The organism is Synechocystis sp. PCC 6803 substr. PCC-P (assembly GCF_000284455.1).
Lineage (GTDB): Bacteria > Cyanobacteriota > Cyanobacteriia > Cyanobacteriales > Microcystaceae > Synechocystis.
Genome location: NC_017039.1, coordinates 2,674,285 through 2,694,831, shown reverse-complemented (window position 1 = coordinate 2,694,831; position 20,547 = coordinate 2,674,285). Strand labels below are relative to the sequence as shown.

Annotated in this window: 20 protein-coding genes; 12 read left to right on the top strand and 8 right to left on the bottom strand. The window is 49.0% G+C overall.

Annotated elements, in window-relative coordinates; all coding sequences use genetic code 11:
* Positions 1–168: 168 nt before the first annotated feature.
* Positions 169–456, bottom strand: a complete 288-nt coding sequence (locus SYNPCCP_RS12630; protein WP_010873616.1) for a hypothetical protein — start codon at positions 454–456, stop codon at positions 169–171.
* 145 nt (positions 457–601) lie between these two features.
* Between SYNPCCP_RS12630 and SYNPCCP_RS12625 the strand changes: the two genes are divergently transcribed.
* Positions 602–880 (top strand): hypothetical protein, encoded by a 279-nt coding sequence (locus SYNPCCP_RS12625; protein WP_199303419.1) that lies wholly within the window; start codon positions 602–604, stop codon positions 878–880.
* Between the two features lie 349 nt (positions 881–1,229).
* Here the strand turns inward: SYNPCCP_RS12625 and SYNPCCP_RS17475 are convergent, their stop codons facing one another.
* The gene (locus SYNPCCP_RS17475) at positions 1,230–1,385 is read right to left on the bottom strand and encodes a hypothetical protein (protein WP_010873614.1); all 156 of its coding nucleotides are present in this window, start codon (positions 1,383–1,385) and stop codon (positions 1,230–1,232) included.
* 474 nt (positions 1,386–1,859) lie between these two features.
* Here SYNPCCP_RS17475 and SYNPCCP_RS12620 point away from each other — a divergent pair, with 474 nt between their 5' ends.
* Genes SYNPCCP_RS12620 through SYNPCCP_RS12600 form a run of 5 tightly spaced genes read left to right on the top strand, consistent with a single transcriptional unit; the run spans position 1,860 to position 5,477 of the window.
* Positions 1,860–2,744, top strand: coding sequence for a hypothetical protein (locus SYNPCCP_RS12620; protein ID WP_010873613.1), 885 nt, complete (start codon positions 1,860–1,862; stop codon positions 2,742–2,744).
* Positions 2,745–2,749: 5 nt separating this feature from the next.
* The gene (locus SYNPCCP_RS12615) at positions 2,750–3,280 is read left to right on the top strand and encodes a carboxypeptidase-like regulatory domain-containing protein (RefSeq protein WP_010873612.1); all 531 of its coding nucleotides are present in this window, start codon (positions 2,750–2,752) and stop codon (positions 3,278–3,280) included.
* The gene (cbiM, locus tag SYNPCCP_RS12610) at positions 3,281–3,925 is read left to right on the top strand and encodes a cobalt transporter CbiM (protein WP_010873611.1); all 645 of its coding nucleotides are present in this window, start codon (positions 3,281–3,283) and stop codon (positions 3,923–3,925) included.
* Positions 3,926–3,927: 2 nt separating this feature from the next.
* Positions 3,928–4,701, top strand: coding sequence for a cobalt ECF transporter T component CbiQ (gene cbiQ / locus SYNPCCP_RS12605; protein ID WP_010873610.1), 774 nt, complete (start codon positions 3,928–3,930; stop codon positions 4,699–4,701).
* On the top strand, positions 4,623–5,477 hold the full coding sequence (locus tag SYNPCCP_RS12600) for an energy-coupling factor ABC transporter ATP-binding protein (RefSeq protein WP_010873609.1): 855 nt from the start codon (positions 4,623–4,625) through the stop codon (positions 5,475–5,477). The genes cbiQ and SYNPCCP_RS12600 overlap by 79 nt, the downstream gene beginning before the upstream one ends.
* Before the next feature lie 82 nt (positions 5,478–5,559).
* Here SYNPCCP_RS12600 and SYNPCCP_RS12595 read toward each other — a convergent pair whose 3' ends face one another.
* From SYNPCCP_RS12595 to SYNPCCP_RS12575, 4 genes are all read right to left on the bottom strand, one after another.
* Positions 5,560–6,471: a TIGR04168 family protein gene (locus SYNPCCP_RS12595; protein ID WP_010873608.1), complete on the bottom strand. Its 912-nt coding sequence runs from the start codon at positions 6,469–6,471 to the stop codon at positions 5,560–5,562.
* Positions 6,471–9,053, bottom strand: coding sequence for a DNA topoisomerase (ATP-hydrolyzing) subunit A (gene gyrA / locus SYNPCCP_RS12590; protein ID WP_010873607.1), 2,583 nt, complete (start codon positions 9,051–9,053; stop codon positions 6,471–6,473). Before gyrA ends, SYNPCCP_RS12595 begins: the two co-directional genes overlap by 1 nt.
* Positions 9,054–9,455: 402 nt before the next feature.
* Positions 9,456–9,896 (bottom strand): DUF29 family protein, encoded by a 441-nt coding sequence (locus SYNPCCP_RS12580; RefSeq protein ID WP_010873606.1) that lies wholly within the window; start codon positions 9,894–9,896, stop codon positions 9,456–9,458.
* A gap of 53 nt (positions 9,897–9,949) precedes the next feature.
* Complete coding sequence (locus SYNPCCP_RS12575) at positions 9,950–12,046, bottom strand: cation:proton antiporter (RefSeq protein ID WP_010873605.1); 2,097 nt, start codon at positions 12,044–12,046, stop codon at positions 9,950–9,952.
* Between the two features lie 134 nt (positions 12,047–12,180).
* Here SYNPCCP_RS12575 and SYNPCCP_RS12570 point away from each other — a divergent pair, with 134 nt between their 5' ends.
* From SYNPCCP_RS12570 to SYNPCCP_RS12550, 5 genes are all read left to right on the top strand, one after another.
* Entirely contained in the window at positions 12,181–12,807 is a 627-nt protein-coding gene (locus tag SYNPCCP_RS12570; RefSeq protein WP_010873604.1) for a hypothetical protein, read from the top strand.
* A 116-nt stretch (positions 12,808–12,923) separates the two neighbouring features.
* A complete protein-coding gene (locus tag SYNPCCP_RS12565; RefSeq protein ID WP_010873603.1) occupies positions 12,924–13,562 on the top strand; it encodes a histidine phosphatase family protein in 639 nt (212 codons plus the stop codon).
* Between the two features lie 216 nt (positions 13,563–13,778).
* Positions 13,779–14,453 carry a response regulator transcription factor gene (locus tag SYNPCCP_RS12560; RefSeq protein WP_010873602.1) on the top strand — a complete coding sequence of 225 codons (675 nt, stop codon included), beginning with the start codon at positions 13,779–13,781 and terminating at the stop codon, positions 14,451–14,453.
* A gap of 4 nt (positions 14,454–14,457) precedes the next feature.
* Positions 14,458–15,111 (top strand): DUF1361 domain-containing protein, encoded by a 654-nt coding sequence (locus tag SYNPCCP_RS12555; RefSeq protein ID WP_010873601.1) that lies wholly within the window; start codon positions 14,458–14,460, stop codon positions 15,109–15,111.
* Between the two features lie 21 nt (positions 15,112–15,132).
* Complete coding sequence (locus SYNPCCP_RS12550) at positions 15,133–16,455, top strand: deoxyguanosinetriphosphate triphosphohydrolase (protein ID WP_010873600.1); 1,323 nt, start codon at positions 15,133–15,135, stop codon at positions 16,453–16,455.
* A gap of 60 nt (positions 16,456–16,515) precedes the next feature.
* Here the strand turns inward: SYNPCCP_RS12550 and SYNPCCP_RS12545 are convergent, their stop codons facing one another.
* Positions 16,516–17,121 (bottom strand): NYN domain-containing protein, encoded by a 606-nt coding sequence (locus SYNPCCP_RS12545; protein WP_010873599.1) that lies wholly within the window; start codon positions 17,119–17,121, stop codon positions 16,516–16,518.
* A gap of 145 nt (positions 17,122–17,266) precedes the next feature.
* Positions 17,267–18,865: a methionine--tRNA ligase gene (gene metG / locus SYNPCCP_RS12540; RefSeq protein ID WP_010873598.1), complete on the bottom strand. Its 1,599-nt coding sequence runs from the start codon at positions 18,863–18,865 to the stop codon at positions 17,267–17,269.
* Between the two features lie 384 nt (positions 18,866–19,249).
* Here metG and SYNPCCP_RS12535 point away from each other — a divergent pair, with 384 nt between their 5' ends.
* Complete coding sequence (locus SYNPCCP_RS12535; RefSeq protein ID WP_010873597.1) at positions 19,250–20,068, top strand: carbon-nitrogen hydrolase family protein; 819 nt, start codon at positions 19,250–19,252, stop codon at positions 20,066–20,068.
* The last annotated feature ends 479 nt before the right edge of the window (positions 20,069–20,547 follow it).

Here is a 20,547-nt window from a genome sequence, read left to right as displayed (position 1 = left end):
AGAAGGGGAAGTTTATTAATAGAAATTGCGGTAATAGCGTGAGGCCAAAATAGTTTTTGTCTATACTCTCCAAAATAGTGATGCCAAATGCTTGATCAAATACGGCACTCCATACATCGTTCACAACAATAAAACTATTATCGAAGAAAATAAATGGAGGGATTAATTTCAATTAAATGTATCTTTAAAAATTAATTTACCTTTTAAGTAAACCTCCACTGTGTCGTCATTAATTGAGTAAGTATAATCTCCATTTTTCCAGGTCGAAATGCCGGCCTTGCGATTGCGGCCTAATTTAATACATCCTGTCCCGTAAACACAGCCTCGGTAGGTTCCCGCTTCGTAGTCCACGGTATATTCGCCTTTTTGACCATAGTAGGTAATGGGAACGGCGACAGCAACGGTTGCATAAACCACAGAGAAAGTTGCCATCAGCGCCAAATGTAATACCTTCATGGTTTATCCCCCAATGTTTGATCGCAAAATAATTATATCCGCTACTTAAATTTTTCTATCTAGTATTTTAAGATAGTTAACATAAAGTCTTGATTTAAGTTTGGAATTGTCTAAAGTTATTCTGCCTGGGAGATAATCTGGTGTGATGTTGTTTGCGTTTTTCCAGCCCCTCGAATTTCCGGATAACTTCAATCAGACACTGGCGATAAATGTCTATGCGGAAACCATTTGCGGCAGTCAGGCGGTCCTAGAGGTGGCCCGTGGCCAAGCAAGTCAGGCGGCAATGGATGCTTTTAATCGCCATCGACAACTACATCTATTTCCTATGCTGCTCTTGGATACTATCGGAAAAAATACCGAAGCCGAGTTATTAAAAAGTTGGGACGAGTTTTCCCGGCAGGTCTGCCCCGAAAAGTTTGAGTGATTATCTGTGCCAAGGGCAAAGAGTTTCCACTTCGGTCTGAACTGAGCAAAGGATGGTCCATCATCCCCCCCTATGGGGAGAACATTGAGCGTTTTTTTAAAGAGCAGAAAGCTCTCATGATGACTTAAGATCTGTTAAAGTTTGATGCTCAAAATTTTTAGAAAACCATCAGGCGGTTAAAGTTCAAATAATATTTCCCTGGGCAGGCTGTCAGTAGTGCGGATCCCAGCAAAAAGGCGACCTATCTCGGGGATAAATCGCCATTAACTCTAGAAATTTCTTGCAAACTTTGTCTCAACTGGCAGTCAACTCTCTTGTTGACATTCTTTGAGCTTATTCTTGTGGAAACTTACAGGTGGAGATAAGCAGCTTCTGCTTCCAATTGACTAACTAAGGACTGATTGCCGGCGGCCCGTGCCCGCTCTAAACGGTGCTGGAGGTTTTGACGCAGGGTTTCTTTGTGGGCGATCGCCGTTTGAGTCAAAACACGTTTACGATTATTCATTACTTCTACCCTCCGAAAGGCAGTGAAAAACTTACATTTAGATTTACATTCAACATAACATAAAATTATAGGTAATTTCCAGAACGGTATCTATTGTTACTGAAGTTAACAAAAATGTATGGCAGGAATCCGAACGGAAGAGGCATTAGCCTGGGAAAAAGCGGTTTTTCCACCGTGGGCAAAATCTACCCTTAGGAATAGAGATCGCGGTCTAAACTCTTCCCCTGGAAGTCCGGTGCGATAAGAAGTTTCGAGCTTCCCCATTGGTCTTGGTTTTAAATAACTTTTGGTTTGTCCAACTGCCCTGCTGTACTGTCAAGAAATAATGGTTAAATCCATATCCCCCTTCCCCCCAGAGGGTATTGTACTTTTCAAGCGGCCAAGGTTAAGTAGAAATTGTGCTTTTAATTTTTCCAATGTTGAATAAATTTTTTTACCTTTGACCATGGGAAGAAAACATTAGGAGCGTTGTTTGTGCCTCCAAGGAAAAGTATGCGATCGCCATTTAAAAGTGGGTGGTCTTTAGTATCATTGCTATTCGTATTGCTATCGGGCTGTGGTGGTGAAAATCTTTCCTCCCCGGAAATGAACGCCTCTCCCTCGGCAAATCAAGGCACTTTAACGGTGCGAGCCAACGGAGAAGAACGGGCCCGGGAAGGTCTGACCACCAAGGATGGCTGGGTTCTGGACTTTAATCACGTTTATGTTTCCCTGGCGGACATTAATGCTTACCAGGTAGGGTCGGCCTTTGATGCCAGCACGGATGCTTCATTGCCGGAAACCGCCGTGGCGATCGCCATGCCAGGACCTACAGTGGTGGACTTAGCAATGACGGGAAAAGATGCAGAAACGGTTTTAGTGGGGGAAACTCCGGCTCCAGCGGGGAAATTTAACGCTTTATCTTGGCAAATGCCCTTGGCCACAGAAGGCCCAGCCCAAGGTTACTCAATTTTACTGGAGGGAATGGCCACTAAAGATGGTCAGACTATTCCATTCAAACTAGGGGTAAAGAAGGAGTTGGGTTTTGTCTGCGGTGATTTTGTGGGCGATGAACGTAAGGGAATTCTCACCGCTGGCGGCAAGGCAGACTTGGAAGCCACCTTTCATTTAGATCATTTATTTGGGGACGGACAAGAACCCGTCGATAGCGACATTAACCTTAGTGCTTTTGGCTTTGATCCCCTAGCAGCCCTGGCCGGGGAAAAGGGCATTGATCTCAATAGTCAGGACTTGCAAGCTCGATTAGGGGCGGCAGATTATCAAACCTTTTTACAAGTTTTAGCCAACCTTGGCCATGTGGGGGAAGGCCATTGCCGACAAACCAAGGCATTCACCACCATCACTTCCTTCAACCTGTAAATCCGATGAAATTTAACCTAGCTCTATTTTGTTTAGCGGGAGGCATACTTACCCAGACGGTCTCCGTCCTTGCCCACGGAGTTAAAGTGGAACATCATTCGGTGGCGGCGATCGCCGTGGCGGCCCATTATGACTCCGGGCAACCCATGGCCGAAGCCCAAGTATTAGTCTATGCCCCGAATAATTCCACTGAACCTTGGTTAACGGGGGTTACTGACAAAGAGGGCAAATTTATTTTTACTCCAGCAGGCGATCGCCCTGGCAATTGGGAAGTGGCAGTGCGGCAAGGGGGCCACGGAAATATGATCACCATACCTTGGCAACCAGAAACAACAGCGGTTGATAGCACCGATACAGCCAATGCCCTTACTTCTAGTGTCAACCAAGGCACTCCAGAAATTACCGTAGCCTCTGTACCGGATGCCAATGCTGCCCTATCTCCCATTCAACGGGGTATCACTTTAGGGGCCGTAATTTGGGGTTTTGTGGGTACTGCCCTATTTTTCAGCAGAAGCAAAGGTGAGGGCAGGGCCTAGATGCACATTCCCGATGGTCTATTGCCACCCCAGATCGTGGCCGGGGGCTATGCAGTGACGGGGTTAGCCACTTGGTACTGTCTGCGGCAAATTAATCGTCAAGGCCATGCCCAGGAAAATATTCCCAAAGCATCTTTGCTGACCGCAGCTTTTTTTGTTGCTTCCTCTATCTATATTCCCCTGCCGCCGGTGAGTGTCCACCTAATTCTCAACGGTCTGTTGGGGGTAATGCTGGGCTATTTTGCTCTGCCAGCCATTTTAATTGGCCTCTTTTTCCAAGCTTTGATGGTGGGCCATGGGGGGCTGACCACCTTGGGTATTAATGGTGTTTTGATGGGTTTGCCAACGTTGGCGGCCTATCATATTTTTCAACTGCGCCATGGGCTAGAAAAGTTTCTGCCGGAGCGCTGGGCCATGGGCATTGCTGCTTTTTTGGGGGGTAGCAGTGGTTTAGCCTTAACGGTGCTAATTTTCATTGCCCTCACTGTCACCAGTTTACCGACGGGTTTGGATGCCACCGCTGAGCGCCGAGCGATTATGGTGCTGGCGTTGGGCCATGTACCTCTGATTGTGCTAGAAGGCATATTCACTGCCCTGGTGGTTTTGTTTCTGCAACGGACTAAACCGGAATTACTGGAGAGTTAGCAATGGGTTTAATGACGTTGGAAACCTATGTGCCTGGGCGATCGCCAATTCATGGTTGGGAGCCTCGACAAAAACTGTTTAGTCTGATGGCGTTGATGTTTGCTTTGGCCATGGTGCAGCAAGCTTGGTTAATGGTGCCCATGGTGAGCGTCACTGTCTTGCTTTATTGGTTGTCTGGCTTACCCCTGAGTTTTTTACTGCAACGGTTGAGTTACCCCGGTTTATTTATTCTCACAGCGGTTATTCTCCTCCCCTTTGTCAGTGGGGAAACAGTGCTGGGGCAGTGGGGCTGGCTCACCATTCGTCAGGAAGGATTGACGGCTATGGTGCTCATTGCGGGAAGGTTTTTCTCCATTCTTACCCTGGGTTTTATTCTCTTTGGCACCACTCCTTTTTTAACCATGGTTAATTCCCTGCGCCGTTTAGGTTTGCCTCCCCTGATGGCAGATATGGCCCTATTGGCTTACCGTTACCTCTATGACATTGGTAATACTTTCCGTACCATGCACCAAGCAATGCAACTGCGGGGCCTAGGACAACAACAGCAAAAACGGCGATCAATACAACAGTGGGCTTTTTTGTTGGGCAATCTTTTACTACGGAGTTATGAACAGTCCCAACGGGTTTACCAGGCCATGGTCCTGCGGGGTTATGGCCAAGCTGTATCTCCCCAGCCTAGCCCTAGGACGGAGGGAAAATGTTCAACGGGTTTAGGTTTAACGGTAATCGTATTGGCGATCGCCGTTGGTTTTGTGGTGGCGGAGGTGAGCCTGTGACGGGAACCAATGTGCGGGCCATGGACCGGAGCCAAGAAAAGGAAGCAATTAAGTCACCCATACCACCGGCAATTAGGGTGCGGGAATTATCCTTTGCCTATGGCGGACAAACTCCAGTACTAAACAATTTAGCTTGGCAAGTCGCCCCAGGGGAAAGGCTAGGCATTATTGGCCATAACGGTTGTGGCAAAACTACCTTATTTTTACTGCTTTGCGGACTGTTAAAAGCTAGCGCTGGCACCATCCAGTTATTGGGCCAGGCCCTGGAAGCGGGAAAATTTTTGCCTGAAGTGGGTTTCCTGTTTCAAAATCCCACAGACCAACTATTTGCTACCTCCGTTTGGGATGACATTGCCTTTGGGCCACAAAATATGGGCTTATCCCCGGCTCAAGTGACGGAGAGGGTTAACCAAGCGGCGGAGTTAACTGGCATTACTTCTTTGTTAGATCGTCTACCCCAACATTTATCCGGGGGGGAAAAGCAAATGGTGGCGATCGCCGGTTTGTTAGCCATGGCCCCGAAAATTTTACTCTGTGATGAACCCACCGCTAGTCTGGATATTAAAGCCCGCCGTCAGTTGATTAACTTTTTGGGGCAGTTCCAGCAAACGTTACTAATTTCCTCCCACGATCTGGAATTTGTGCTGGAAGTCTGCAACCGGGTCATAATCATTGACCAAGGGCAGATTGTCGCCGACGGCCCGGCCCAGGAAATTATGGCCGACCAAACCCTGATGGAAAGCCATGGTCTGGAAAAACCCTATTCTCTCCGTTAAAGGCGATCAGCAAACTGTGGGGAAAGCTCAGCTCCGGCTTCCTAGAATTCCTGCATAATCAGATAGACCGGGTCGAGAGAAGTTAATGGGCACTAATCCAAAGGGTTTCCTGGCTGATAATTTCTCCGTTATTCCGTAACCACACCAGGGTGATTTTTTCCACAGTGCCATTCACCAAAGTCACCAGGGAAAAATTACGGGCAGCGGGCAAACCGTCTTTTTCCGTTTGGATGCGGGGTACACAGGCCGCATTCAGATATACCGTTCCTTGATGATCCACATAAACCCTCTCCCGCAGACGATCCTGACGATGTCTAAGGCGATGGTGCATATGGCCGAAGGTCACCAATGGTACCTGTTTACCCTGCTCCCGCACAGAGGCGATCGCCCAGGCCAGATCCGGATCGCCAAAATCGCCGCCGATGGGATTCCAATCCCGACCACAGATGGATTCGGCATGATTTCCTAAGCCGGTGGGACCATTGTGGGCCAGAAAAATTAACGTTTCATGGGGGCTAGCCAGGGCCGTTGCGGCAATGTGGGTTTGGGACTGGGCAAAACTTTCCATGCCATATCGTTCCCGCATAAACTGTTTATTCTTCCATTCATTGCCCCCCCAGGTAAAAGGCCTGCCCCCCACCACCGAGAGGCTAAATTGCTGAAAATCCCGGCGGCCATAGCTAACATCTGCCAACCCCAGGAGTTCCTGCTGAGCTTTCACCCGGTCTTCTTTTTGGCGATCGTAGGGGCACTTTTTGCGCCCCCAATCGGAGGCGGTGAACCAAGCATCGTGGTTACCAAATACCGTTGCCTTGGGAATGGGTAAGGAGGCAATCAAGCTGACCACCGGCAATGATTCGTTGCCAAAATCCCCCACAAATAGTGCCAAGTCTACGCCGATCGCCTGGAGAGCTTGGTGGTCCGCCAATTCCCATTGTTCATGGATATCCCCCACAACGGCCAGGGTAGTGGTTGCGGTAGGTTGGGGGGCCATCAGCTCTCTTCGCTTTCCGACATTTCTGCCAATTCTTCTTCCCCAGAAGGAGGCACTAGGGCCACAGCGGCGATCGCATCATCGGCATCTAACCTTTGTACCCGCACCCCAGTGGCACTACGGGATTGGGGGGAAATATCGTTCACGGACTGGCGGATAATAATGCCCCGGTTGGTGACAATCATCAACTCGTCATCGGCGTTGACCACATGGAGGGCCACTAGCTGGTCATCTTTGGATTTAAAGCGGATCGCTTTCACTCCCAGGCCGGCCCGATGTTGCAAGCGGAATTGACCAATGGGCACCCGTTTGCCGAAACCCTTCATGGTTACCCCCAGCAACCAGGGGCCAGGATTGTCGCTTTCTTCCAAAATGGCATCGGTATCGCCCCCTAAGTCCTCATCCGGCTCATCTTCGGAACCAACGGCAATATTGGCCACCACCTGGCTCGGCAAAATATCCATACTGATCAGCGCATCCCCAGACCGGAGCCGCATGGATTTAACCCCCCTGGTGGCCCGACCGAGGGCCCGCAGTTCATCCTGATCCGCTTTGAAATGGATAGCCATACCCTTTTGGGAACCGATAATGACGCTATCTTCCGCTTTGGCTAAACGAACCCAACGCAATTGATCCCCTTCCACCAAGGAAATGGCGATTAACCCATTGGCCCGGATATTACTAAAAGCCGAGAGGGCAGTTTTTTTGATGTAGCCCTGTTTGGTCAGCATGATGAAATAGGTATCATCGTCAAATTCTGAAACAGACACTAGGGAGGTAATTTTTTCATCCTTGGGGATGGGCAACATCTGCACAATGGGCACCCCCCGGGCCGTGCGGGAAGCAATGGGAATTTGGTAAGCGTTGAGGCTATAGACCACCCCCCGATCGCTAAAGAACAGCACTTTATCGTGGTCACAGCAGGAAAGGAAATGCTCCACTCCATCGTCATCTTTAATCTTGGCGGCGGCTTTACCTCTGGTGGCACGGTTTTGGGTACCAAAGGTGCTGGCGGGCATCCGTTTGATGTAACCCTGTTCCGTCAATAAAATTAGGGCTTGGTCATTGGCAATTAAATCCGTGTCAATTAATTCCCCATCTTCTTGGACAATGACGGTGCGGCGGGGAGTGGCGTGAATAGCCTTAATTTGCTCCAATTCTTCTTCGATGATGGCATTAACCCTTTCCCGGCGGGCCAAAATATCTTGGAAATCGGCGATTTTGGTTTGCAGTTCATCATGTTCAGCGGTGATTTTATCCGCTTCCAAAGCCGTTAACCGGCGCAGTTGCATTTGCAAAATGGCATCGGCCTGCACTTCGGAGAGGGAAAAGCCTTCCACCAGTTCCGTTTTGGCAGAGGCCGTGTCCGCCGCTCCCCGAATCAGACGAATGACCGCATCCAGGTTATCCAGCGCAATCAACAATCCCTGGAGCAGATGATCCCGTTCTTCCGCTTTCCGCAATTCGTAGCGGGTACGGCGGGTAATGGTTTCAATGCGAAATTCCCAAAAGACAGTGAGGAATTTTTTAATGGTGAGAACTTCAGGAGTGCCGTTAACCAGCGCCAACAAATTCGCCCCAAAGTTACTCTGGATGGGAGTTTGTTTGTAAAGATTATTGAGCACCACCCGAGCGTAGGCATCCCGCTTCAGTTCAATGACAATGCGCATACCATCTCGATCGCTCTCGTCCCGGATGTCGGCAATGCCGTCAATTTTTTTATCGTTAACCAGATCCGCAATGCGTTCAATTAAAGCGGCTTTATTGGTTTGGTAGGGTAGCTCGGTGACGATAATGGCATCCCGGTCAGGCCGCCCAGGATGTTCCATGGTTTCAATGGAGGCCACCCCCCGCATGGTGATGGAGCCCCGGCCGGTTAAATAGGCTTCCCGAATGCCCGATCGCCCGAGGATCTGGGCCCCGGTGGGAAAGTCCGGGCCGGGAATAATCTGCATTAATTCCTGTTCGGTGATTTCGGGGTTACGAATTAAGGCGATCGCTCCGTCGATCACTTCCCCGAGGTTATGGGGGGGGATATTGGTGGCCATGCCCACGGCAATGCCGGAGGAACCGTTAATCAATAGTTGGGGAATGCGGGCCGGGAGAACGGTGGGTTCCTGTTGGGAACCGTCAAAGTTATCAATGAAATCTACGGTTTCCGCCTCAATGTCCCGCAATAACGAGTTGGTGGAAAGGGGTCTAAGGCGAGATTCCGTGTACCGCATCGCCGCCGGGGGATCATTATCCACGGAGCCAAAGTTCCCGTGGCCGTCAATAAGCGGTTCCCGCATGGAAAAGTCCTGGGCCATGCGCACCAAGGCATCGTACACCGCCGTATCACCGTGGGGATGATATTTCCCCAGCACTTCCCCCACCACCCGGGCACATTTCCGAAAGGGGCGATCGGGGGTCAGCCCCAGCTCGTACATGGCATAGAGAATGCGCCGATGGACTGGCTTCAACCCATCCCGTGCATCGGGTAACGCCCGCCCAACAATCACACTCATGGCATATTCCAGGTATGACTGTGACATTTCGTTTCTGAGGTCAGTCGCAATCAGGCGATCGGGCGAGTCAGTCATGCAATTACTCCAAGGCAGTTTGAAAGGTTTGAGTTGGGCTCCAATTCCCCCCAAGGGGAACAGATAACAGGGCTCAAAACAGCCTCTATTCTACCATTGGCCAGGGTGGGAGCCTCCACAGCCCTAATGCCCTCTCCGATTGCTCCTCAATTTTCACTCTAAAGTTTGTTTGAAAAGTCCCCTCCTCAACGTTAAGGGGAAACCGCCTGAAATTTACCTAGTATTGCCCGAGCTTCCGTGGGTCGTTTTAGAGGACAGAATAAAACTCTGCAAACAAATTCTGAAAAATTATCTCTTATGGGAAAAAAACTTGGCGATCGCCATGGTGAATCAATTAAATAATTACCACCCTTATCTGATTTTGGTTGTTGGAAGTCAAATGGCGATCAACACAAATAAAACCTAGTTTTTGTCAGGTAAAGTCGATGTAATTAAATCTAAAGCATCATTGATTAGGGCACTGTAATCGACCATTTTAGCCAATTCTTCACTGGAATAGCGACCTTCAAAAGCTTCCGCCGCCGCCCCGGCCAGGGCAATTCGATAGGCATCAGTTAAGGCTTCCCTCAACTCTTCTGAAGATAAATAGGTGCCCCCTGCTTTGCGCCGTCGATTAGTTTTTTGGATTTCGTCCACTGAATTGGCGATCGATAAATCCCACGAGCGGGTACTGCGTTTTTCCGCCTGTCGTTTAATCAAATGTAGTAGAAGTATCTTGGCATAACTACTAATTTTATTAATCTTATCGTCCCTACTCATTTCCGTCATTTCCTCCACCAACACCAGAGCATCAGAAACATTCCCTTGGGACAATAACGTTTTCAGTTCTAACAATTCTTCCATTGCTTTTCTCCCATAAACTAACTATCTGAATTTAGACCAACAAATAACGCAGGCTAGGCGTAGGGATCGCCAAACAAGACGAAGGAACTGGTAATTTCCCGCAAAATTTTATCGGTCACTTCCCCCAGGGCCACTCCCCCCACCGATCGCCGGCGGAAAGAACGGAGCACCACCAGGTCAAAGGTGTGGGAGACCCGCACAAGCACCTTAGCGGCATCGTCATGGCAAATGACTTTAATGGGATAGTCCGCCGTGGCCCGACATTGGTTTAGAAACCGTTCCATTTCCGTTTTAAACGCTTGCACCTGTTGTGGGGAGGTGTTGTGGGGACAAACATGGAGCAGGGTAACAATGGCTCCGTTGGTTTCCGCTAAGCGCTGGGTGAACTGGAATAACTCCAACGTTTGGGGGGTGAGATTTTTGATGGGGAAGAGAATGCGATGGAAAGAACGGGGGTCAGACAATAACCGCATCACCGCCACGGGACAATGGGCCGACCAGAACACACTGTCAATGGTGCTACCGAATAATTTAGCCCGTAAACCAAGGGTTTGTTGACTCCAACCCATGATGATTAAGTCCGCATTTTTTTCCCTGGCAGTATGGCTAATGGCCCGGGCCACATCATCATCAATGCGGAGGGCTGGGTGGGCATCGACTTTCAGATTGGTGGCCAGTTCCGTAGCCTGTTGCAGTAACAGCTCATTTCTAGCTAACCGGCTGGTTAACCCAGGATCATCCATGTGCACCGGCGCTTTGGCGATCGCCAGGGGAATCACCACCCCACTTTCATGGCGGGCGATCAGGGCTCCCATTTCCAACAAATAGCTCAAGGTTTGGGGATTTTGGGTGGGCACCAATACGGTGAAGGTAGAAGCCTTGGGGGGGATTAGGGTTACGGCCCCATTTTCCTCGGGGTCGTCTAAATCTTCTGTCAAACTGGACAGAGTATTGGGAATCGGAATTTTGGGGGCAAATTTAGCCGTCATCAACGGGCCAACGATAGACGTAATCAGCATTAAAACAATGATGGTGTTTAACACCGTCTCCGACACCAGGCGATCGCCAGCGGCATTAACTGCTTGGTATCCGGCCACCGCTGCCGCCAATGTAGCCGCCACCTGGGGAATGGAGAGGGACCACATGGTTAAACCCTCCACCCAGGTATAACCTAGTTTCCATTGGGCTAAAATCGCCGCCACCCCTTTGGAGAGAATTAACCCCACCACAATGGCCACCACCAAAGGGAATAGAGTGGTCAAAGTCACCAAAAAAGCCGGCAGATCCAACAGCAGCCCAATGCCAATGAAGAAGAATGGAATAAATAGGGTAGTTCCTAGGAATTCCACCTTTTCCTTTACGGGGCTGTTGCCCAGCACATCATTTACCGCTAGCCCCGCCAGAAATGCGCCGACAATTTTGTCCACATTGATTAACTCTGACCCCACTGAAGCGAGGAACACCGCCAGCAACACAAAGAGAAATTGGTTACTCTGTTCATCCCCGGTGCGACGAAAATATTCCCGTCCCGCCCAATCAAAACCAATTAAAACCAAGGCACTGTAAACGGCGATCGCCACCAATTGCACCACCAAACCCGCTGGGGAAAAACTGCCACTGTGGATGGAAATACAAATGGCTAAAACCAATAAAGCGGCAATGTCAGTGAAAATTGTGGCCCCAATGGTGACCATCACCGCTTGATTTCGGACTATGCCCAATCGCTGCACAATGGGATAACCCAACAAAGTATGGGAAGCAAACAGAGAGCCGAGCAACACAGACGCATTGAAGGAATAGCCAAAGGTCAACCCCACCGCCAACCCCGTCAGCAATGGCACCGCAAAGGTGAGGGAACCATACAGTAGCGAACGGTTCCTGGTCCGGCGGAAATCCACCATGTCAATTTCCAGCCCCGCTACAAACATCAGGTAAATTTTGCCGATGTCGGTGAAGAGTTTGATGCTTTCCGAATCTTCATTCAGCACCCCCAAACCACTTTTGCCCAACACAATGCCGGCAAACAAAAGTCCCACCAGTCCTGGTAATTTCAAGCGCTCAAAAATGGGCGGCAGGATCAGGGTCACCAATAATAAAATAGTGAAGTCAATTAAAGGGTTACTCGGAATTGGTGCGAATAGGCCATCCATAAAGTGGGTGGAGATTGTTTAGGTCATAGGCAAAAGCCATCGGCATCATCATACCGTTCCGGCTCCCGATCGCCATTTCTCTTCCCTTTCCCCTAGCCGGTTTTGCCATTGCGCCCCTTTCCCCCTTTATCCCCATGCGTAACCAGTATTTTTCCCTCATCAGCCCAGCCCTATGGCCTGCTGTAGTCCCCACCCTGGCTAGTGTTTACCTAGGAACTCTGGTCATATCCTCCCCGGCGATCGCCCTAGATTGTGCTGAAATAGGGGCACTGGCCCAACGCAATTCCCGTTGTTGGGAAAGTTTGCCCTCCATCATGGGCCCCAAGGCTGACAATGGTGACCCCCATAGTCCCAGTACCACTCCCGCTATAGATGCTGGCGATGGACTGCAACCTTTTCAAGGCGTCTGGAAATTCGATTATGAAAAAACCATGGAAGCCCACAGAGAAAGTCCCGACTATAAGCCAGAGGAAGACATGGAAGCATTATCTGGACTGCTGAATCTAATGTTTGGCATGGTTTCCCTGAAAATTAGCGGAAATCAATTGCAAATGAGCGCTGCTGACAGCAATGAAGTTATTACCACCATCGACTGTGAAGTGGATTCCGCCACCGCCACCGTGGTCACAGCCCAATGTACCAAGGACGGTGAAACCAAAACAATCAAATTTGAGAATATTTTGCCTGGGCAATATATGAGATTTAATGCGGTGGGGGAAAACGATTGTCCCTACTGTACTTGGCGTCGGGTGGAGCCATAACTACCCGGTGAAGCTGTACCCTAAACCTTGGTAAGCAGTTAGTCTAGCTAGCAAAACCGCCAGTATTAAAGCCAATTAACCGTAAACCACACAAGCTATCGAGAAAATCGCCCATTATGACCCTCAATCTCTACTTTTTGCGCCACGGCGAAACCACTTCTAGCCAGACAGGGACCTTTTGTGGCCGCCTGGACATTGACCTCACCAGCCACGGTTACCAGATGGCCCACCAATTTGCCGAAGCCTACAAGGATGTGAGCTGGACGGCTATTTTTGCCAGTCCCCTGCACCGCACCATGGCCACTGCCACTCCCCTAAGTAAATTGATTAATCTCCCCATTCAAAAACGGGATGGTCTGAAGGAAATTGCCTATGGGGAATGGGAAGGAAAAACCCCGGCGGAAGTTAATCAACAATTCCATGACGATTATGTGCGCTGGTTAGCCGATCCAGGTTGGAATGCTCCTTCTGGGGGAGAAAAGGGCATTGATATTGCCCGCCGTAGCTCGGAGGTGCTAGAAGAAATTGAACGAACTTTTACCACGGGGAATGTGTTGGTGGTGTCCCACAAGTCCACCATCCGCATTATGCTCTGTAGCTTGCTGGGCATTGACATTGGCCGTTTTCGAGACCGCATTGGTATGCCTGTTGCGGCGGTGAGTATTGTCACCATGTCCGAACATGGTCCTCTGATTGAAGTCATGGGCGATCGCTCCCACCTCAACCAGGACTTGCGCGATCGGTACGGCACTTAAGAAAATATCACCCAGGTAATTACAGGTAATTAAACGATTAAACCCATTCAAATTCATTGGCTGTTGCCATGGCTTCTTCCTCAGGGGAAATTTTTTCTGGGCCATGTTTTTGAAAGGTTGCAACGTTTTGAGACCTTCCCCTTGGCTTAACCCAGGTTGAAAGCCGCAATGGGGCCTTAGGATGAACATATTTGCTATGCGATCGCCTAGTTTGCCATGAGTCACCGTGTTCTAGTTGTGGAAGAGGAAGAAAAGTTAGCCCGATTTATGGAGTTGGAACTCAAATATGAAGGCTACGATGTCAGTGTGGCTAGGGATGGCCTAAAGGGCTTTACCCAAGCCCAGGAATTTCCCCCCGATTTAATCATTGTGAATGGAGCCCTGCCGGGCATGTCCGGTTTAGAGCTATGCCGGAGGTTAAGGGAAATGGGCAGTCGCATTCCCATTATTCTGATCACCGCCAAGGACGACGTGGAAGAACGGGTGATGGGGTTAGATGCCGGTGCCGATGACTACATTGTCAAACCCTTTAACTCCGATGAATTTTTTGCTCGCATCCGGGTGCAATTGCGCCGCACCCACACCACCAGCGATGAAGTATTGCAATTCGCCGATCTACGTTTCAATCGCAGTACGAGGGAAATCCAACGGGGCGATCGCCTGATTGATCTCACCGCCAAAGAATTCGAGCTGTTGGACTATCTGCTCTCCCATGCCCGCCAGGTGTTGACTAGGGAACAAATTTTAGAGCGGGTCTGGGGCTACGACTTTATGGGGGATTCCAACATCATTGAGGTCTATATCCGTTATCTGCGGTTGAAGTTGGAGGCGGCGGGGGAACCTCGTTTGATTCAGACAGTGCGGGGGGTGGGCTACGTACTAAGGGATTAGGGGTATGGAACTAATCATTTCCTGGCTACGGTTGTCCTGGCAGGTATTGGCCATCAATGGCGATCGCATTGCCTGGAACACTTTTTTGGCTATTATTCCCCTGGTGCTAAGCGTTTGGTTATTCCGTTGGCAGAATTCCCAGCGCCAACCATGGCCCCGATCGCCGTTGTGGTGGGTAATTTTTGCTGTGTTTGTGGCTTTTTTACCCAATGCCCCTTACATTTTGACGGACATTATCCACTACTTCAAGTTAGTACGGCAGGGGATACCGACTAGCGTCATGATTTTCACCGCTACGCCCCAATTTTTTCTCTTTCTAAATGTGGGTTGGCAATGCTATGTCATGTCCTTGCTCAACGCCGGTTATTATCTGGAGCAACGGCAATGGTCCGCGTGGATTTTCCCCATGGAGTTAATGGCCCATTTGTTGTCGGCGATCGGTATTTACCTGGGTCGATTTCTGCGGTTAAACAGTTGGCACGTGGTCACTGATCCCAAAGATGTGGGGCAAAATTTAGCCCAAAGCCTTTCCCATCACCGTCCCCTCTTGGCTATTAGCGTTACCGTGGTGATTCTGAGTGTTTTTTATTGGTTCACTAAACAGATTAACCTCGGGTTAGTACTACGATGGCAACAGGTTCGTCGTGGTGCCCCATAGGCCAACGAAAGCATTAACCCAATGGAATGGCAACAATTACTCTCCCGCAAGCGCCTCGGTAAACAACAGTTGGAGGAGCATCAGTTTGAGCGCACCTCTTTTCTGAAAGATTATGACCGCATTGTCTATTCCACCGCTTTCCGGCGGCTGAAGGATAAAACCCAGGTTTTTCCCCTGTCCAAAAATGCCGATGTCCGCACCCGGCTGATTCACAGTTTAGAAGTGTCCTGTGTGGGGCGTTCCCTAGGGCGCATGGTGGGGGATCAAATAATTAAACGCCATCAACTCCAGGCGATCGAAGCGGCGGACTTTGGTGATATTCTCTCGGCGGCCTGTTTAGCCCACGACATTGGTAATCCCCCCTTTGGCCATGCGGGGGAGGACGCCATCCAAACCGCTTTTCAAAAATGGTATGCCCGCAAAAATCGTTCCGGTGCCTTGATTAATCCCCTGGAAAAAGCTGACTTTGACCGCTTTGAAGGCAATGCCCAGGGCTTTCGGATTTTAACTAGGCTTGGTCTACCCCATCGCCCAGGGGGACTGCAACTAACCTGTGCTACCCTGGCCACCTTTGCTAAATATCCCCGGGAATCCTTTATTCCCCAACGTACCCTGGCCCGTCATCCCGGCAAAAGTTTACAAAAATATGGTTTTTTCCAAGCTGAAAAGGATCTATTCACTGAAGTGGCAGAAACCGTGGGTCTCATCGGGCGATCGCCAAAGGTTGCTTGGTGGTGTCGCCATCCCCTCACGTTTTTAATGGAGGCGGCGGATGATCTGTGTTACTCCATTGTCGATTTGGAAGATGGTTTTCACATGGGCTATCTCCCCTTTGCAGCGGTGCAAGATAAACTCCAAAGCATTGCTGACATTGACCTGAACCAATACGAAGGCAGTCCAGCAGAAACCATCAAGCGACTGCGGGCCAAGGCCATTAATCGACTGGTGAAGGAAGTTGCTCAACTTTTTCTTGACCACGAACCGGATATTTTGGCAGGGAAATTTGACCAATCCCTAGTGGAGCTAAGTCGCTTTTCTCCCCAACTCAAGGAAATTGAAACCATGACCACCAATGCGGTTTTTCACCATCCCAATGTGGTGAGAATTAAAATTGCTGGCTTTGAGGTCCTGGGGGATCTACTAACCGATTTTTTGACCTCCGTACTGGAAAAACAACCCCGTCCGAAGGGAAAATTGCTCAAATTTATGTTGCCTCCAGAGCATCAAATAGCCCCCGATGAAGATAATTACAGCAAAATTCTGAAAGTAACCGACTACATTGCCGGTATGACGGATTTACAAGCTACTCTGCTTTACCAGCAACTGCGGGGAATTTCTTTGTAAACTCCCATCAAAAGATCAATGACAGTGAGTAAGGAGGAATAGAAAAAATTGGCTAGACTTTTAGGAAGATTTTTCCTGAGAAAAAATAGGCAAGGGATTGACGTTACGATAGCCACTATTGGGACGGGGTTGTTTTTGAATTTCCTCCTTAATACTGTCAAGATCCACGTAACGGTCGGACACATTAATTAAACTGTCGCTGGTCATGGAACGGAGACTCACCACTTCAATGCGCGCCCCCCGATAACTGACCGCATCGGCCGCATAGGCCAAATCCCCATCGCCACTGACCACCACTGCGGTGTCATAGGAACCCACCAGGGACATCAAGTCCACGGCAATTTCCACGTCTAAGTTAGCCTTTTTAGAACCGTCTGGTAATTGCACTAAGTCTTTGGCAATGACTCGGTAACCATTGCGGCGCATCCAAAGTAAAAATCCCTGTTGTTTTTCGTTACTACGGTCTACTCCGGTGTAGAAAAAAGCCCGCAATAGGCGGGAGCCGCCCGTTAAACAGTGCAATAGCTTGGTGTAATCAATTTCAATGCCCAACTGTAATGCGGCGTAAAAAAGATTGGAACCATCGATGAAAATGGCTACCCGCCCCCGGTTTTCTAATAACTGATCCGGCGTAAACAGTGCATCCTGTTCAAAGTCCTCAAACATGGTGTTCCTAAATGACTAAGTTGTAATTTAAAGGGGTTTTAAAAAATTTTTTCAAGGGGAAAAGGCGGGAAAGTTATAAAAATGTTAATTTTTGTTAAAAAATCTTAAAAAGATTGAAATTGACCTAGGGGGTCAGTTTTTGATTCTACTCCTCTGCCGGTAACTCCAGTTTGGTAAAAATAGGTTGGGCAGGGGGCAGATTTTGGTTCGCACCCAATTGGCCCCAGGATTGGTGACGGTTGAATTCTTCCGCTTGCTCCAACGGCGATCGCCACTGGTCAAAGTCCCAGGTAAAACCTAGCTGTTGATAAATTTTGGTACTCAGGCGGGGAACAATGGGGGAAAGAAGATAGGCCGAGAGCCGAATGGATTCCAACACGCTGTACAGCACGTCTTCTACCTCCTTCTGACTGCCCTGTTTAAATAATTTCCAGGGGGCCATGTCGTCAATATATTTATTCCCAGCCCTCACCAGAGTGAAAATTGCTTCACAGGCATCAGTAAAGGACAGCCTTTCATAGGCACTGCTCACCTCTTCTCCCAAATGACTGCCCAGCGCTTTGAGGGGATTATCCGGGGCTAAATCCGTGGCCATAACCTGGGGGCCTTGACCCTGGCAGTACTTTTTCACCATACCGAGGGTGCGATTGAGCAAATTACCCAGGTCGTTGGCCAAGTCAGCATTGAGCACATTAACAAACCGTTGTTCATTAAAATCCCCATCTTTACCAAACTCAATTTCCTTGAGGAAATAGTAACGGAAAGCATCCTCCCCGTAGCGGTTAATTAAATCCAGGGGATCAACGGTGTTGCCCAAACTTTTACCCATTTTTTGGCCATCTTTGGTGAGAAAGCCATGGCCAAAAACCTGGGCGGGGATCGCTAATTCCGCTGACATTAACATGGCGGGCCAATAGACTGCATGAAAGCGCAAAATATCTTTGCCAATCAGGTGTAGATTAATCGGCCACCACTTAACCAGAGCGTTAGTTAAATTTGGTTCTTCATCTTCATCCAAGAGAGCGGTGACATAGCCCAAAAGAGCGTCAAACCAAACGTAAATGGTATGGTTGGGATCATTAGGGAGAGGGAAACCCCAGTCCAAATTGACCCGGGAGATAGAAAAATCTTGCAATCCCTGGGCGACGAAATTCAACACCTCATTGCGACGACTACTGGGTTGAATAAATTCCGGTCGTTGGGCGTACAGTTCTTCCAAGGGGTGTTGATAGCGGGAGAGGCGAAAAAAATAGTTTTCTTCATCCCGCCATTCTGCCTTGCGGTTGGGGTGCAGGGGGCAATGGTTATCTTCTAATAAATCTCTTTTTTCCTTAAATTCTTCGCAAGCTACACAGTACCAGCCCTGTTGTTGGGCCAGATAAATATCCCCTTTATCCCAAACCCGTTGAAAAAAATCTTTGACAATGGCTAAATGGCGGGGATCGGTAGTACGGCTAAAGCGGTCGTAAAGGATATTGAGCGATCGCCAGAGTTCCTTAAACTTGACTACGGTGCGGTCACAATGGGTTTGGGGATCAAGCTCTTGGGCTTCGGCGGTACGTTGAATTTTTTGCCCATGCTCGTCGGTACCAGTGATCATCAACACGTCATAGCCCTGTAATCTTTTAAAGCGGGCCAGGGTGTCCGCCACCACCGTGGTGTAGGCACTGCCCAAATGGGGCACATCATTAACGTAGTACAGTGGAGTGGTAACGGAAAAAGTGGGTACGGAAGAATCAAGCATTCGATCAAAAAAATTTGTAAAAGTGCTATGGAGAATATTCAGTTTGGTTAACCACCATGCTCAGAATGGTCAACGATAACGGTTACTTCTCTAATCTCCAGAGGATAGATTCCCAAGGGGAATTGTTAAGTAAACCTTGTTATTGTCCTTAGAAATTCTTATCAATAAGGCTAAAAATAGACTCTTAAAAATATGTTGAGATTAACAATCTTAAAAAGCGGGGGACTTCAGTCTAGCAAACACCAAACTTTAAGCAAGTTTTTCTCCATAATATCTTAAGATGTGAAGCCCTCTACCTCTTTTTTGGAGCAAGTTCCGTCCCTACACCCGATCAGGATAAAATGAACTGCTAGCCCCACTGCTTCTTTCTGACAAGGAATTTTCATGAAACCGTATTTAGCCGCTGCCCTGCAAATGACCAGCCGCCCCAACCTCACCGAGAATTTACAAGAAGCAGAGGAGTTGATCGATTTGGCGGTGCGCCAGGGGGCAGAATTGGTGGGTTTGCCGGAGAATTTTGCTTTTTTGGGCAATGAAACTGAAAAGCTAGAACAGGCAACGGCGATCGCCACGGCGACGGAAAAATTTTTACAGACCATGGCCCAACGGTTCCAGGTGACTATCCTGGCGGGGGGCTTTCCCTTTCCGGTGGCAGGGGAAGCAGGCAAAGCCTATAACACAGCTACTCTAATTGCCCCCAATGGGCAGGAATTGGCCCGGTACCACAAAGTGCATTTGTTTGATGTTAATGTGCCCGACGGCAATACCTACTGGGAATCGGCCACGGTGATGGCTGGGCAAAAATATCCCCCAGTGTACCACTCCGACAGCTTTGGTAATTTGGGGCTGTCCATTTGCTACGACGTTCGTTTCCCTGAATTGTATCGTTACCTTTCCCGCCAAGGAGCAGATGTTCTGTTTGTGCCCGCCGCTTTCACTGCCTACACCGGCAAGGACCATTGGCAAGTGTTGCTCCAGGCCCGGGCCATTGAAAATACCTGCTACGTCATTGCCCCGGCCCAAACTGGTTGTCATTACGAAAGACGGCATACCCATGGGCATGCCATGATCATTGACCCCTGGGGAGTGATCCTGGCCGATGCGGGGGAAAAACCAGGGTTGGCGATCGCCGAAATTAACCCAGACCGCCTCAAACAGGTGCGCCAACAAATGCCTTCGCTGCAACATCGGGTATTTGTCTGAACACAAGTTGCAAGGCCGTTCCCGGACAGTCCATGGCCCTAGGCGCAGAAGGAAAAACTAGCTTTTGCGCCATTATTTGGGCAGTTTGTCCTGGGGCATAAACGGGAAAAACCCATTGGGATCAAGGACTTGGGCGACATTAGTTAACCCATGGCCATTATCTAGCAAAGCTTAATTAATAGTTAAGAAAACCTGATACAGTCCGTCGAGAGTGTTAATTTCTTAGTCTCAGCAGGTCACTGCGGCCTGAAAAGTTCGTCAGCGGCGTTGTTTTCCTTGATTAATTACCTAAGCTATCTAAGGACCAACACGACGTAAATGGGCTTGACTGCCATGGGGATCAGCGCTAAATGCTACTGGGAGTAATTTTTGCTTTCTTTTACTTCGACTTTATAACTGTGTTTTATTTTACAAATCCTACAGGAATTCTATTGTTTTTTAACGCTGCAATTTGACCTATTTAGCCCGATTTTTGAGAA

Excerpts from the sequence above, each read along its gene's own strand:
- SYNPCCP_RS12545 (WP_010873599.1), bottom strand. The coding sequence starts at position 17,121 with ATGTTTGAGGACTTTGAACAGGATGCACTGTTTACGCCGGATCAGTTA.
- cbiQ (WP_010873610.1), top strand. The coding sequence starts at position 3,928 with ATGGGTTTAATGACGTTGGAAACCTATGTGCCTGGGCGATCGCCAATT.
- SYNPCCP_RS12625 (WP_199303419.1), top strand. The coding sequence starts at position 602 with ATGTTGTTTGCGTTTTTCCAGCCCCTCGAATTTCCGGATAACTTCAAT.
- SYNPCCP_RS12560 (WP_010873602.1), top strand. The coding sequence starts at position 13,779 with ATGAGTCACCGTGTTCTAGTTGTGGAAGAGGAAGAAAAGTTAGCCCGA.
- cbiM (WP_010873611.1), top strand. The coding sequence starts at position 3,281 with ATGCACATTCCCGATGGTCTATTGCCACCCCAGATCGTGGCCGGGGGC.
- SYNPCCP_RS12570 (WP_010873604.1), top strand. The coding sequence starts at position 12,181 with ATGCGTAACCAGTATTTTTCCCTCATCAGCCCAGCCCTATGGCCTGCT.
- SYNPCCP_RS12595 (WP_010873608.1), bottom strand. The coding sequence starts at position 6,471 with ATGGCCCCCCAACCTACCGCAACCACTACCCTGGCCGTTGTGGGGGAT.
- SYNPCCP_RS12580 (WP_010873606.1), bottom strand. The coding sequence starts at position 9,896 with ATGGAAGAATTGTTAGAACTGAAAACGTTATTGTCCCAAGGGAATGTT.
- SYNPCCP_RS12535 (WP_010873597.1), top strand. The coding sequence starts at position 19,250 with ATGAAACCGTATTTAGCCGCTGCCCTGCAAATGACCAGCCGCCCCAAC.
- SYNPCCP_RS12550 (WP_010873600.1), top strand. The coding sequence starts at position 15,133 with ATGGAATGGCAACAATTACTCTCCCGCAAGCGCCTCGGTAAACAACAG.
- gyrA (WP_010873607.1), bottom strand. The coding sequence starts at position 9,053 with ATGACTGACTCGCCCGATCGCCTGATTGCGACTGACCTCAGAAACGAA.
- SYNPCCP_RS12630 (WP_010873616.1), bottom strand. The coding sequence starts at position 456 with ATGAAGGTATTACATTTGGCGCTGATGGCAACTTTCTCTGTGGTTTAT.
- SYNPCCP_RS12575 (WP_010873605.1), bottom strand. The coding sequence starts at position 12,046 with ATGGATGGCCTATTCGCACCAATTCCGAGTAACCCTTTAATTGACTTC.
- SYNPCCP_RS12615 (WP_010873612.1), top strand. The coding sequence starts at position 2,750 with ATGAAATTTAACCTAGCTCTATTTTGTTTAGCGGGAGGCATACTTACC.
- metG (WP_010873598.1), bottom strand. The coding sequence starts at position 18,865 with ATGCTTGATTCTTCCGTACCCACTTTTTCCGTTACCACTCCACTGTAC.
- SYNPCCP_RS12555 (WP_010873601.1), top strand. The coding sequence starts at position 14,458 with ATGGAACTAATCATTTCCTGGCTACGGTTGTCCTGGCAGGTATTGGCC.
- SYNPCCP_RS12565 (WP_010873603.1), top strand. The coding sequence starts at position 12,924 with ATGACCCTCAATCTCTACTTTTTGCGCCACGGCGAAACCACTTCTAGC.
- SYNPCCP_RS17475 (WP_010873614.1), bottom strand. The coding sequence starts at position 1,385 with ATGAATAATCGTAAACGTGTTTTGACTCAAACGGCGATCGCCCACAAA.
- SYNPCCP_RS12600 (WP_010873609.1), top strand. The coding sequence starts at position 4,623 with ATGTTCAACGGGTTTAGGTTTAACGGTAATCGTATTGGCGATCGCCGT.